Consider the following 13,750-nt stretch of genomic DNA (forward strand, 5'->3'; position numbering starts at 1 on the left):
TCTTTAGGAATATAATAACTAGCAGAATATTTAAGCTTTTCTCCTCTATTCATAAAAGAACTAAAGGCCGCTTCGAACCAATCAGGATTACTTGGTTCTTTAGAGTATTCTTCATGTACTTTTGTGTCGTAATAATGATTGTCCATATCCCAAGGTTCTATACCATATATTCCAATACCGTATTCCTTGACACGTTTAATTATAACACTAAAATCCTCATCATTAAAGTATTTAATTTGAGAAGAATCAAACCCTGTATTTAAGTCGGTTAAACCTATATAGATATGTTTTTCTAAATATTGTTCCTTAGTCATGTATGATTTTTAGTGACAAATATATTAAGATATCTTACAACTATAATGACAAGAGTAATTAAGTGTCATACTTTTTTGATAAATTTACTAATCAAAAATACTGATAATGAATATCCTATACCTTCACGGCTTAATGTCAAGTAATATATCTTCAAAAACAGACTGGCTTCAGGAGAATTATAAAGTATTTAATCCATTTCTAAACTACAAGGGGAGCTCTGAAACGATATTTAATTCTTTAGAGTTGTTGTGCGAGCAGAATAAATTCCACCTTATTATCGGCAGTTCTATGGGAGCTTATTTAGCATATCATATTAGTAACAAGTTTAACATACCCAGCCTTCTATTTAATCCTTCACTAGAAAAAAACAGCATTACAAAACCGAAAATTAACGAGGTCGAAAATCTAAAAATAAAACATACAATCATCCTAGGTAAAAATGATGATGTAGTAATCCCAGTTGACACACTAAATTTTCTTAAAGACAGAAAAGTGAATTTCACTTATACATTTGAACCAAATGGTCACAGAACGCCTTTAGAAGTTTTTCAAAAACATTTTTCAAAAATAGTAGACTCACTTTAGTAGTTTTCCAAAATAGAGCATATAACAACTACATATTCACCTAATTAATATTTCATATTTATTTATTTATTTTTAAAAAATAAAGGCATTTTTTTTTGAACAAATAAATCTTTCAGAACACCCAATTTACCTGGGTTAAAATCACTTAATTTACTATTTGAAACACTGTACAAAAATAAAAATCATCAAATGGTGCTTGAATTTCTAATAAAGATTTCTATATTTGTGAAAAATTAGAAACGATGTACAAAAATATTTTAATAACAAAATTAGGGGAAATTGCAGATGTGCAATTTGGTCTTTATCAAAAAAAAGAAATGGAGGGCTCTGTTAAGTATTTAACTTCTAGTCACTTTGATGACGACCTTAATCCAACTTTGTTTGAAAATAGTTTTGTTAAGTTAGAAAATAAAGATAATAAGTTTCTGCTGAAATCCAACGATATTATATTAGCTGGTAAAGGACAGCGAATATTTGCTTGGGCATATGAAGAAAAATTCGGGAAAGTTATACCGTCATCTTTATTTTATATCATAAGGACAGATGAAAATCAGGTAAACGGTCATTATTTATCCACTATACTTAATTCTAGTAAAAAACAGTACGAATTAACTTTATTAGGTTCTGGTTCTTCAATGATTTCAATAACTAAAAAAGAATTACTAGACCTAGAAATAGCTCTACCTCCACTGGAAGAGCAAAAAAAAATTGTGAAAATATCAAAACTCCTAGATGAGGAAATAAGTATAACCAGTCAGATACTTGAAAAAAAACGGATGTTCAAACAAGGTGTTTTAAATCAGCTATTAACCAATAAAACAAAATAATAAGGCATAAAAAAAAGTCTTTAAAAGCTAGTCACTTTTTAAGACTTTAGATTGGTATTGTTTGAACTCAGAGGCTTGTCACCGAACTGAGATTAACAATGTTCTTGGAAAAACAAAAGTATACCAATCTTACGACATATCAAAATATGATGTGTTTAGACTCGGATTTACACGCTCTACTCCGAGATAATATTGAGTGTATTTAAAATTATTAACATGAGTAAAACAAGACACGTAGTTCCTAATTCAGATGGAGGATGGGACTCAAAAAAAGGAGGAGCTAAAAGAGCTTCAAAACATTTTGAAACTAAGAAAGATGCTGTAGATTACAGTAGAGCCCTTTCTAAGAAACAAAAAACGGAATTAGTCATTCATAAAAAGGATGGTAAAATTCAGAGAAAAGATTCTCACGGAAACGACAAATTTCCACCAAAAGGCTAAACAACTAATCAGGAGCGGTAGCACGCTATCGCACCTTAAATAAAAATACAATGAGTAAATTAACACAAACAGAAATTAACAATAAAGTATGGAAAGCCTGCGACACCTTTAGAGGTACTGTAGATGCTGGTCAATACAAAGACTACATACTTACAATGCTCTTTATAAAATACATTTCTGATGTAAATAAAGAGAAGAAAGAAGAGTATGAAAAGAAGTACAAAGGAGATGCAGCACGTATAGAAAGAGCTTTAAAGCACGAGCGTTTTGCACTACCAGAACAATCTTCTTTTGATTATTTATACTCTAAACGTAACGAAACAAATCTAGGTGACATTATTAACATAGGGCTAGAAGCTCTTGAAGAAGCTAACAGAAGCAAGCTTGAAAAAGTATTTAGAAATATAGACTACAATAGTGAGGCTAACCTTGGTCAGGCAACAGATAGAAATAGACGTTTACAAAATCTGTTAAAAGATTTTGAAGGTCTAGACTTGCGTCCATCTAATCTTGTGGGTAATGATGTAATTGGGGATGCTTATGAGTACCTGATATCCAATTTTGCTGCTGGTGCAGGTAAAAAAGCTGGGGAATTCTACACCGCATCTGAAGTATCTGTATTACTTGCAAAACTAGTAGAACCTAAAGCAGGAGACCGTATATGCGACCCTACTTGTGGTTCTGGTTCGCTATTATTAAAAGTAGCTAAGGAAGTTGGTAACACTAACGTATCTCTTAATGGTCAAGAAGTGAACGGTTCTACCTATGCACTTGCACGAATGAATATGTTCCTGCACGAGATGGACAATGCTAACATACAATGGGGAGATACATTAAACTCTCCTAAGCTCGTTGAGAATGATGCTTTAATGAAGTTTGATGTAGTAGTTGCAAATCCTCCTTTTAGTTTGGATAAATGGGGCGCAGAAGATGCCTCGTCAGATAGATACAGTCGTTTCCATCGTGGTGTGCCTCCTAAGAGCAAAGGAGACTATGCCTTTATTACACATATGATTGAGACCCTAAACGAGCACGGTAGAGCTGGTGTCATATTACCTCACGGTGTACTATTTCGCGGAAGCAGTGAAGGAAAAATACGTAAGCAATTAATTGATGAAAACTTGTTAAAAGCTGTAGTTGGTTTACCAGCAAACTTATTCTTTGGTACTGGTATTCCTGCATCTATCTTGATTTTTGATAAGAACAAGGGCGATAATACTGATATCCTATTTATAGATGCGAGTAATGAGTTTGAAAATGGTAAAAACCAAAATAGACTGCGTGAAGAAGATGTAGAAAAAATCTATAACACCTTTACCGATTGGAAAGCTATCGATAAGTATAGCCACATTGCTACGCTAGAAGAAATTCAGGAAAACGATTATAACCTCAATATACCAAGGTATGTTGACACCTTTGTAGAAGAAGAGCCTGTAGATATTGTGGAGACGCAAAAAGAGATAGTTGCGCTTAAAGCGAAATTGAACAAGGTTGAAGGGCAGATGGAAGTCTTTCTTAAAGAAATGGGATATTAATATGAAAATGCTAAAACGAAAATTTATTAAAAAGGCTTTTCATAATAAAATTCCAACACATTGGGATATTGTGAATTTATCAGAAGTTGTATTTTTTCAGGAAGGACCAGGACTTCGAAATTGGCAATTTACCAAAGAGGGAATGAAGGTTATCAACGTAACTAATTTAGAAAATGGGATTCTAAATTTAGACAAAACAGATAGGCATATTTCTTTAAGAGAATTTCAAGAAAAATATAAACACTTTGAAGTAGAGTTAAATGATATTGTTATGGCGAGCTCTGGTGCTACTTATTGTAAGACTGCTATAGTACGAGAACAAGATTTGCCACTAATGATGAATACTAGCGTTATAAGATTTCAACCTAATGATAATCTAACTTTAGGATATTTGAAGTCATTTCTAGGCTCTTCATTTTTTAAAGACCAAATTGATTTCTTGATTACAGGTGGTGCGCAACCAAATTTTGGACCAGTTCACCTAAAGCAGTCTTATATTCCTTCTCCACCTCTAAAAGAACAACAAAAAATAGCCGATATCCTATCCCAATGGGATGAAGCAATTGAAACCACTCAAAACCTCATTAACAAATTAAAATTCCGTAAAAAAGGCTTAATGCAAGAGTTGTTAACTGGTAAGAAACGACTAGCTGGGTTTACTGAGGGATGGAAGAAGATGAATATTGGAGATGTAGCAACTCAATTTACAGATAAGAATAAAGATGATGAGAGTATTGAAGTTTTATCCTGTACTAAGTATGACGGTTTAGTTCCTTCTCTTGAATATTTTGGGAGAAAAGTATATGGAGATGATTTGAGCAAATACAAAATTGTTCCTAGGAATTATTTTGCATACGCTACTAATCACATAGAAGAAGGTTCAATTGGGTATCAGGATATATGGGATAAAGGTTTAGTAAGTCCTATGTATACTGTATTTAAAACCAATGATAGTATTGATGATTCTTTCTTTTTTCGTCTTTTAAAGACGGAAAGAATGATATACGCTTACCAGAGTAATATGTCTGGTTCTATAGCAAGAAGAGGTGGGCTAAGGTGGAATGTTTTTGAAACTTTGATTGTCAAAATTCCATCTTATATAGAACAAGTTGCTATAGCTAATGTGTTTGATAAAGTCGATGAAGAAATTGATACAGCATCAAAACATTTAGAAAGTCTCCAACAGCAGAAAAAAGGGTTAATGCAACAATTATTAACTGGGCAAAAACGTGTAAAAACAGATTAGATATGGAAGAAAGAATTATACAGGCGTTTATTGCTGCTTTTCAGCCTAGATTTAATGCAATTATGAATGGATTAGGTAATCATATTCATCGTATTGATATTTCAACTGTAAATCAACAAATGATTCGTGCTTATGCTGAATGCATTGTTACTATAGCAGAAGAAAGAGAACTAGATACTGATATGGAAGTTGTATTTACTCAGCCTCGTGCACAAGGTCGTATCTCTTATGGTCTCTATCTTAAAATGCAAACCTATGCTGCTTATAGTGAGTATTCACAGCAACTCTTTGAGCGTATTCAGGAATTAAATACTAAGCAAGATGAGTAAAATGGAACACTGGGAAACGTATAACACTACTGGGATTAAGAATGAATCTCTGTACAGATATATGAGCTTAGATAAGTTAATGAGCTTACTCACTACAAAATCTATCTATATGCCTACTATGGATAGGTTTGATGATAAACTAGAAGGTATATCAACCTATGATATCACAGAGCTTCAATGGCATTATGAGACTTGTTTTATAGAGCGTGAAGAAGACATTGCACCAGCGATGCTCAAAGACTGGAAAGAGCAAAAAGAAATATCAGCATCTCATCTTAAATCAATTAGTAAAAAGATGATTTGGAATCAAAAGGCGCACTATGTAAGCTGCTGGTTCAGTTCAGATAGAGAGTCAGACGGTATGTGGCGCAACTATGCAAAGGAAGATGGGTTTGCCATTAAGGTAAATAGAAAACAGTTTCAAGATAAGGTTAAGCAATCTATAGGGTTAAATACGCTTTCGCGAAAGCAAAACATCATAGTTGGAAGAGTAAAATATCAAGATTTTCCTAGAGTAATAGAGAATGAACAAGAAAATACGGTTCTGTATCTCGCTTTTAGAAAGGATGAATCTTTCCAGCACGAAAACGAATATAGAATAGTATTAGTTGATAAAAGTCAGGAAGACAAACCAAACTTTTTTTCATATCAATTAGAAAATTTTGAAGAGCTTGACATAACTATCATTGCGCATCCTGCAATGAAAGATGATGTATTTCTTAAAGCAAAAACAGATTTTGAAGCACTTGGAGAACACATAAAAGTCCAAAAGTCAGAACTAGAACCCTTCTATCAATTAGTTGATAGAGTAAAACAATTATAAAAATGAGCACAACACCATCCTTTAGAGAAGATAATATCTCTCAGATACCAGCATTGCAGTTGCTCATTAATATGGGTTATAAATATGTAAGTCCTAAACAAGCAGAACAATGGCGTAGTGGGAAATCACAGGTATTGTTTACAGAAATCCTAAGAAATCAATTAGGTAAGATTAACAGCATAACACGTCGTGGTAAAGAATATGATTTTTCTGATGCTAACATAAACTCAGCAGTTTTAGCAGTTAAAGACCTTCCTATTCAAGATGGTTTTATTAATGCTAATAAGGCTTTTTATGATTTGATTACTTTAGGTAAAGCCTTTGAACAGAGTATTGATGGTGATAAGAAGAGTCACACCATTAACTTCATAGATTGGAAAAATCCTGAGAATAACGTGTATCACGTTACTGAGGAGTTCCCTGTAATGCGAACTGCAAGAACGGATACTTATAGACCAGATTTAGTATTGTTTATCAATGGTATTCCTACGGTCATTATTGAATGCAAAAGCCCATCTTTAGGCGGTACAAAACCACCTGTAACTCTAGGTATTGAACAGCACACGAGAAACTTTAGTAAAGATGGTATAAGGTCTTTATATGTGTACTCAAATCTGTTAATGAGTGTCGCTACCAATGCAGCAAGCTATGCAACCACTGGAACTAGTAAAGAGTTTTGGGCAAAATGGACAGAACAGTTTACTTCTAATAAATCAGAAAAAGCATACTGGGCAGGATTAAAAGAGCTTAAAAACAAACCTCTAGACCAAGACCAAAAACATATGGTCTTTGAAGAACGAACTGAGTATGTGCGTAGAAGCTTTGACGGTATCGATACCGAAGAAAGATTATTCACTGAACAGGATAAGTTGATTTATAACCTGTGCCGACCAGAGCGATTATTAGATTTAATACGAAACTTTACGCTGTATGATGACGGTATAAAGAAAGTTGCAAGATACCAGCAGTACTTTGCGGTAAACAACACCATAAATCGAGTAACAAAGTTTGATGGCAACGGTAAACGAAATGGAGGTGTAATTTGGCACACACAGGGCAGTGGAAAGTCGCTTACGATGGTTATGCTTGCACAAATGCTGGCTTCAAATCCACATATCTCAAACCCTAAGATCATTCTTGTTACAGACCGTGTTGACCTTGACGACCAAATTTCTGACACATTCAAAAAATGTAAGAAGGCTGTACGTCAAGCAAAAACTGGTTCACACCTTACAGAGCTTTTAGAAGATAGTGATGATGCTATTATCACGACCATCATAAACAAGTTTGAAGCAGCGGTTAAGAATAATAAAAAGCCATTTATGTCTTCTGATATCTTTGTTTTGATAGATGAAGGACATAGAACACAATATGGAACATTCAATGTAAGTATGCAGCGAGTATTTCCCAACGCGTGCTTTTTGGCTTTCACAGGTACGCCTTTAATGAAGAAGGAGAAAAGTACGGCTAATAAATTTGGAGGTTATATAGGGAAAGCATATACGGTAAAAGATGCGGTAGATGATGGTGCTGTAGTTCCTCTTCTCTATGAAGGAAGACACAATCAGATTACCCTTAATGAAGCTCCCATAAACACCTATTTTGAAAAACTCGCAGTGCGTAATAACCTTTCAGAAAGAGGTCGCGCTAAGTTGAAACAGAAATTCAATACCGTAAATGAGCTTAATAAAACAGACCAAGTGATATATGCAAGAGCTTGGGATATTAGTGAGCATTATACAGAATTCTTCCAAACGCATAATGACAGTTACAAGCCAAAAGCACAATTAGTAGCACCAACCATAAAAGCTGCTTTACTGTATAAAAAGTACTTAGATGAAATAGGAATGGTGGACTCTGAGGTTGTTGTCACTCAATCTGACCAAAGAGAAGGAACAGAGGACGGTTACTTCAATGAAAATGAAGACAAACGCAGAGAGGATGAATACCTCAATGCAATGATTGATAAATATGGTGATTTAAAGAAATATGAGAAAAGTATTATAAATCAGTTTAAGAAGCGTGACAAACCTGAGATACTAATCGTAGTAGCTAAACTTTTAACTGGTTTTGACGCTCCTAACAACACGGTACTTTATCTGTGTCGTTCTCTTAAAGAACATACCTTATTACAAGCAATCGCGCGTGTTAACCGAGTATATTCAGGAAAAGATTATGGGTACATTGTAGATTATTACGGTAATTTAGAAAATCTCGACACTGCTTTAAGTACCTACTCAAATCTTGACGGTTTTGATGAAAAAGACCTTGAAGGTACTTTGACCAATATCAATGAAGAAATTGACAAATTACCACAGGCACATTCAGAGCTTTGGGATATTTTTAAAACACTAAAAGGTCGAAATTTAGAACCTACTGCGTATGAAGAGCATTTGTCACCAGAAGATGTGAGAAATTCATTCTACACAAAGGTAAGTCAGTTTGCTAGATTGCTAAAACTAGCTCTTTCGTCTGTAGATTTTGTGACCAATACTGATGATAAAAAAATAGACACCTATAAACGTGATGCTAAGTTCTTTTTAAAGTTACGCGTTGATGTAACTAGACGTTATAATGATGACATCGCTTATAAAGAGTTTGAACCGCAGATACAGAAGCTAATTAATAAGCACATCACTACTGATGGTGAAGTGATGAAAATAACAGAGTTGGTTGATATTTTCAATAAAGACGATAGAGATGCAGAGGTAGAAAAAGTAAAAGGTGCAGCAGCTCAGGCAGACCATATAGCTAGTAGAACTGTGAAAGCTATAAATATCAAGATGCAAGAAGACCCAATCTATTTTAGAAAGCTTGCAGACCTTATTAAAGAGACTATAGCAGCCTACCATCAAAAACGCATCGATGAAGCTGAGTATTTAAAACGAGCTAAAGCACACGAAGAGAAATTCTTTAATGGACGCTCAGAAGAAGCACCTGCCGAACTTGCTGATAATATAGTGGCTTTAGCTTTTTACAACTTTAGTAAATCTGTTTTTGAAGATTTAGAACTCTTAAAAACTCCATTTCACATTGAAGTTAGTTTGTCAATAGACAAAACAGTCAAAGAGCACATTTACCTGAATGAGAAAAAAATAATTGACTGGCATAGGAATGAAGATATCACAGGTAAAATCAACATAGAATTAGGTGATGTTATCTATGATTTACATCAGAAATTTGACATAGATACTAATTGGGATAAAATCGATTATATGATTGAGGAGTGTTTGAAAATTGCAATCTTAAAATACAAGTAAACATTGGAGTTTAAAAGCATCAAATATGGTAATTCTAGAATTGATTTTCAGTTAGTTTATAAGGAGCGAAAAACACTAAGCATCAAAGTGTATCCAGATAGCTCAGTAGTTGTTTCTGCTCCTTACAAAACCCCTATGGAAAAGATAGTAGAGAAGGTTAAGTCAAAAGCAGAATGGATATTTAAGCAGAAATCTTTCTTTTTAAGCTATGAACCACGAACACTAGACAAAACTTATCAAAGTGGTGAAGGACACCTTTACTTAGGGAAAACTTATAGGCTTAAAATAACTGAGTCAAAAAATAAATCCACTAAACTAAAAGGAGGCTATATCTGGATTGAAACTAAGGATAAAAGTCAAACACAAAAAATAAAAGAACAGCTTAATGAATGGTATAAGTCTAAAGCTATTATTCATTTTAATACGCTTTATGAAAACAAATTAGGATTAGCAAAAGAGCTATCTGAAAAACAAACGTCGCTCAAGTATAAATGGTTAAATAACCGTTGGGGAAGCTGTTTTATTGATGGAACTATCTATCTTAATTTGGAGCTTATAAAAGCTCCAAAAGAATGTATAGACTACGTTCTTGTTCATGAAATTTGTCATCTTGAGCACTATAATCATAGTACTTCTTTTTATCAGCTTTTAAGTAAGAAACTACCAAATTGGAAAGCATCAAAAGAAAAGCTGGAGAAGCTTTTGTCTTAGCACGAGCTTTCTGATTTACCTCCCCTCTCATATTTTTGGATTGTATATATAAGTGTTTTATCACTTCTTTAATATTTACTTAGAAATATATTATTGTTAAACAAGCATTTTTTTTAGTTCGCTGTTTCAATTTTAAAATTAAAAACCACTCATTTCGATGAGTGGTTTTTTTATGCTCAAAACAAAAAAATCCATTCTTTTAAAAAGTTCGTTATCTCTAAATATAGGAACGAATAAACATGATAAAATACTTCTTGTAAAATACAAAGAGACATTTCATTAAAACAATCGTTTTCTTAAAGTATAAAATAATACAAATGAATAATATCCGAGCTGAATGAATAGCATTAAAGCAAACAGAAGTGAAATCAATAATAAAAAAAATTACTATGAAAATAAATACAAATTTTAAAAATCAAAACAAATGATATTTCAAAACGAACAAAACAACTTCAATTATAAAGAAGTAAAAGAAATAAATGAAAGCGTAATAAACAATATGTATAATGCGCAAAGCGAAATAAGAGGCGAGCTGTTTATGCTTGAAGACGCGCTCCTTAATAAAACAATATCTAAAGAAGACCTAGAGCTTATTCTTGAGTTTTATTGCGAAACGCCAATTACATCGTCAGAAGAAGACTTACAATATCCAAAGCTAAAAGCCAAAATGTGGAAAGCTTTCAAAGACTTTGGGAAAAATAGCAAAGTTTTTAAGACTATTAAAAGAGAGTTTGAATCACTTGACTTAAAGCTAACTCCAGTTGGTAGACAATATGCTATTGAATCGATAGTAGAGAATAAAGAGGTTACCTTTTTTGAAGATTTGTATTCCAACGCACCTAAACACACAACTATTTCTAAAGTTTTAGAGGATATTAAAAATGAAAAACATAAGACTCTAATTAAAGAGATTAGAAACTCTGAATCTAAAGAAGAAAAAAACACCTTAAAAAAGAAACTTCCCGTAGTTTTATTTAACGGCTTATTCTATAAAAGGCATGGTGATAGATTTATAAAATTTAGCAAATATATGTGTCTTGATTTTGACGATTTTAATTCAATTAAAGATATTGAAAAAGCTAAAGAGAGACTAATTGAAGACCCTTATGTATATGCTGTATTTAAATCTCCAAAAGGCTTCGGATTAAAAGTACTGATTAAGGTAGAAAGAAAAAATACTATTGAACATTTACAGTATTTTGAAGGGGCAAAAGTACATTTTTCTTCAATAGATGGTTTTGATGATGCCTGTAAAGACATCGCTAGGTCTTGTTTTATGTCTTCTGACCCAGATTTATATATCAATACAAAAGCAGAGGTTTTTACAAAAAAATTAGAAGTAAGTGCTGGTAATGAAAAACTAAGTCCTTCTAAGCAAAAGAAATCGAAACAAAAACTAATAAAAATCGAAAATGATATAGAAAAAGAGAGGTCAATTTTTGATGAAACAAACTTAGACAAAATAACAAAGCTAGTTTATAAATACTGGGAATATAAAAACTCTCTCGCCGAAGGTAATAGAAACAACAACCTTTATAAGTTAGCGATTAAATTGTATTCCGCTGGTGTCCCAGAAGCTGATATTACAGCGTTGTTCTATGAAAGATTTAAAGGTGTTTTTGAAAGCGATGAAGAACTTGACTCTATTGTATCAAGCGCGTGCAAGAAAGAATCTATTTTTAATTCAAAACCATGGCAAAACTATGAGCTTAAACGAAAAGTAATAGCACTTTTAGAAAATGAAAATGACCTGAATGAATTACTATCTGAGAATAAAATTGACAATAATGATTTGATGGTGCAGAAAGAACTTGACGATTTAAAGTCTGAAAATCAAGTTTTCTGGGAAGTGATTATTGATAAAGAACGTAGGATTACTGGATATAAGGTTAATGAGTTTAGAGTTATAAAGTTTCTGAAATCAGCAAACATTTTTTGTTTAAATACAGGAGGAAGTTTTCAGTACTATGAAATAAAGAATAATCTAATATATGAATTAAACATATTTGATATTAAGAACTTTATTGTTAACTATATAAGAGAAACACAAATTGGCAATGAGTTATTAATAAGCACATTCTTAAAACAAAAGGCATTATATAGTGATTTATTTCTGTCTGATTTAAAGATAGAGGGATTCGAAAGACAAAGAGACACTTCCGAAGATGTTTATAAATACTTTTTAAATGGAGTACTAGTTATTTCAAAACATAAACAAAATCAGTTTATAAATTATTCTGAGCTTGAGAACCCTGTTTATGCAAGTCAAATTATTCAACATAAATATCTTGAAAAAGCTCAAGGGAAATCGGATTTTGAAACGTTTGTTGCAGATATCGCAGACGGTAATATTGACTCCTTTCGCTCTGCTTTAGGCTACTTGTGTAGTAATTACAAATCACAATCCAGTGCCAAAGCTGTAATCTTATCGGATAACTCGACGTCTTTTCAAGAAGCCAATGGAGGACGAGGTAAAAGTCTAATAAGCAAGGCTATATCTATGTTTTCAAACGTTGTTAGAATTGATGGAAAAAGATATTCTGCTCAAGATGGATTTGCACTAGCTCCAGTAAAACACACCAATGAAGTTGTGTTTATCGACGATTTAAAGCAAGGATTTCACTTTACGGATATGTACAATTTGATTTCTGATGATTTCGAAATAACAAAAAAGTATTCAAACAAAGAGATTATCCCTTTTAAGTTAGCTCCAAAAATATTACTGAGTAGCAATTACCCCATTAAGGGTAGTGACGAAAGCTCTAAGAGACGTAGGTTCGATTTAGTTTTATCAGATTTCTATTCAACTAAATATTCACCAGTCGATAAGTTTGGAAGAGAGTTTTTTACTAGCTGGAAGGAAACCGATTGGAACAATTATTATCACTATATGACAGGTTGTGTAGAGCTCTTTTTAGAAAAAGGTTTAATAGATATGTCTTCAGATTCAATGAAAATGAAAAGTCTTATTGCTGATACATCTGAAGACTTCATGTCGTTTATGGATGACAATTTAGATAGCTTTCAAATAGAATTCTTTAGATTAGAAACAATTAAACAACAGTATTATCAGCATTCTAATCACAATCTATCTTCTCGAAGATTAAAAGGCTGGATTACCAAATGGTGTGATTACTATGATTACAAATTAATTGATAACAGAGTAAATAATAAACGTGTATACAAGTTATCAAAACAAGTCATTCTAATAATGAATAATTACAATAAACTAGTAGCATAAAATAAAAACGGGCTGATATTAATCAGCCCATAAAAACATAAATTATGAAAGACAATTTTGATAACATATTTATTTATGAAATCCCAAGAGATATAAATGATTGCAAAAAAGAAGAATTACACAATGTTTTCACTCTGTGTGATTCAGAAGGAACAATCATCAATTACCAGATAGAAGAAACTAAAATTCCAAAAATCAACCTTGACATTTCAGTAGAGAAAGTCGAGTATATTAATGAATATCCTATAAGAAGACTAGAATGGGATATTTCTAGAATATTAAACTGGTTACTTATTCAAACCTACGAATTGGATTGGGTATATACATACCGATTTATATTAGAAGAGTTGAATAATCACGGGTATTATTTATCCATATTTAATATGTCAAATGAGACAAAATTATATGGTATTGTTAAAAACCGTAATCTAGTATCT

General features: G+C 32.6%; 12 protein-coding genes. 11 read left to right on the forward strand and 1 reads right to left on the reverse strand.

The window, feature by feature from the left end; translation table 11 throughout:
- Positions 1 to 314, reverse strand: a 314-nt coding sequence (locus ACJBCC_RS16900) for a hypothetical protein (RefSeq protein ID WP_407557875.1), incomplete at its 3' end; no start/stop codon positions are given.
- Positions 315 to 420: 106 nt separating this feature from the next.
- Here ACJBCC_RS16900 and ACJBCC_RS16905 point away from each other — a divergent pair.
- The 11 genes from ACJBCC_RS16905 to ACJBCC_RS16955 form a co-directional block, all read left to right on the forward strand.
- A complete protein-coding gene (locus ACJBCC_RS16905) occupies positions 421 to 900 on the forward strand; it encodes a YqiA/YcfP family alpha/beta fold hydrolase (RefSeq protein ID WP_407557876.1) in 480 nt (159 codons plus the stop codon).
- Positions 901 to 1,142: 242 nt separating this feature from the next.
- Entirely contained in the window at positions 1,143 to 1,727 is a 585-nt protein-coding gene (locus ACJBCC_RS16910; RefSeq protein ID WP_407557877.1) for a restriction endonuclease subunit S, read from the forward strand.
- Positions 1,728 to 1,943: 216 nt separating this feature from the next.
- Complete coding sequence (locus ACJBCC_RS16915) at positions 1,944 to 2,168, forward strand: DUF2188 domain-containing protein (protein ID WP_407557878.1); 225 nt, start codon at positions 1,944 to 1,946, stop codon at positions 2,166 to 2,168.
- Between the two features lie 50 nt (positions 2,169 to 2,218).
- Positions 2,219 to 3,703 carry a type I restriction-modification system subunit M gene (locus tag ACJBCC_RS16920; protein WP_407557879.1) on the forward strand — a complete coding sequence of 495 codons (1,485 nt, stop codon included), beginning with the start codon at positions 2,219 to 2,221 and terminating at the stop codon, positions 3,701 to 3,703.
- A gap of 1 nt (position 3,704) precedes the next feature.
- On the forward strand, positions 3,705 to 4,949 hold the full coding sequence (locus ACJBCC_RS16925) for a restriction endonuclease subunit S (protein WP_407557880.1): 1,245 nt from the start codon (positions 3,705 to 3,707) through the stop codon (positions 4,947 to 4,949).
- Positions 4,950 to 4,951: 2 nt separating this feature from the next.
- Positions 4,952 to 5,278: a hypothetical protein gene (locus ACJBCC_RS16930; protein ID WP_407557881.1), complete on the forward strand. Its 327-nt coding sequence runs from the start codon at positions 4,952 to 4,954 to the stop codon at positions 5,276 to 5,278.
- Complete coding sequence (locus ACJBCC_RS16935; RefSeq protein ID WP_407557882.1) at positions 5,271 to 6,101, forward strand: DUF2971 domain-containing protein; 831 nt, start codon at positions 5,271 to 5,273, stop codon at positions 6,099 to 6,101. The genes ACJBCC_RS16930 and ACJBCC_RS16935 overlap by 8 nt, the downstream gene beginning before the upstream one ends.
- 2 nt (positions 6,102 to 6,103) lie before the next feature.
- Positions 6,104 to 9,361 carry a type I restriction endonuclease subunit R gene (locus ACJBCC_RS16940; RefSeq protein WP_407557883.1) on the forward strand — a complete coding sequence of 1,086 codons (3,258 nt, stop codon included), beginning with the start codon at positions 6,104 to 6,106 and terminating at the stop codon, positions 9,359 to 9,361.
- A gap of 3 nt (positions 9,362 to 9,364) precedes the next feature.
- Positions 9,365 to 10,072, forward strand: a complete 708-nt coding sequence (locus tag ACJBCC_RS16945) for a M48 family metallopeptidase (protein WP_407557884.1) — start codon at positions 9,365 to 9,367, stop codon at positions 10,070 to 10,072.
- A gap of 424 nt (positions 10,073 to 10,496) precedes the next feature.
- Positions 10,497 to 13,313 (forward strand): BT4734/BF3469 family protein, encoded by a 2,817-nt coding sequence (locus ACJBCC_RS16950; RefSeq protein ID WP_407557885.1) that lies wholly within the window; start codon positions 10,497 to 10,499, stop codon positions 13,311 to 13,313.
- Positions 13,314 to 13,357: 44 nt separating this feature from the next.
- A partial coding sequence (locus ACJBCC_RS16955) for a hypothetical protein (protein WP_407557886.1) occupies positions 13,358 to 13,750 on the forward strand: 393 nt, incomplete at its 3' end.

Origin of the sequence: Winogradskyella sp. 4-2091, from assembly GCF_045765065.1 — a bacterium.
Classification (GTDB): Bacteria; Bacteroidota; Bacteroidia; order Flavobacteriales; family Flavobacteriaceae; genus Winogradskyella.

What these genes read in the sequence shown, in the direction of transcription:
- ACJBCC_RS16905 (WP_407557876.1), top strand. Translation starts at nt 421, where the DNA reads ATGAATATCCTATACCTTCACGGCTTAATGTCAAGTAATATATCTTCA.
- ACJBCC_RS16910 (WP_407557877.1), top strand. Translation starts at nt 1,143, where the DNA reads ATGTACAAAAATATTTTAATAACAAAATTAGGGGAAATTGCAGATGTG.
- ACJBCC_RS16915 (WP_407557878.1), top strand. Translation starts at nt 1,944, where the DNA reads ATGAGTAAAACAAGACACGTAGTTCCTAATTCAGATGGAGGATGGGAC.
- ACJBCC_RS16920 (WP_407557879.1), top strand. Translation starts at nt 2,219, where the DNA reads ATGAGTAAATTAACACAAACAGAAATTAACAATAAAGTATGGAAAGCC.
- ACJBCC_RS16925 (WP_407557880.1), top strand. Translation starts at nt 3,705, where the DNA reads ATGAAAATGCTAAAACGAAAATTTATTAAAAAGGCTTTTCATAATAAA.
- ACJBCC_RS16930 (WP_407557881.1), top strand. Translation starts at nt 4,952, where the DNA reads ATGGAAGAAAGAATTATACAGGCGTTTATTGCTGCTTTTCAGCCTAGA.
- ACJBCC_RS16935 (WP_407557882.1), top strand. Translation starts at nt 5,271, where the DNA reads ATGAGTAAAATGGAACACTGGGAAACGTATAACACTACTGGGATTAAG.
- ACJBCC_RS16940 (WP_407557883.1), top strand. Translation starts at nt 6,104, where the DNA reads ATGAGCACAACACCATCCTTTAGAGAAGATAATATCTCTCAGATACCA.
- ACJBCC_RS16950 (WP_407557885.1), top strand. Translation starts at nt 10,497, where the DNA reads ATGATATTTCAAAACGAACAAAACAACTTCAATTATAAAGAAGTAAAA.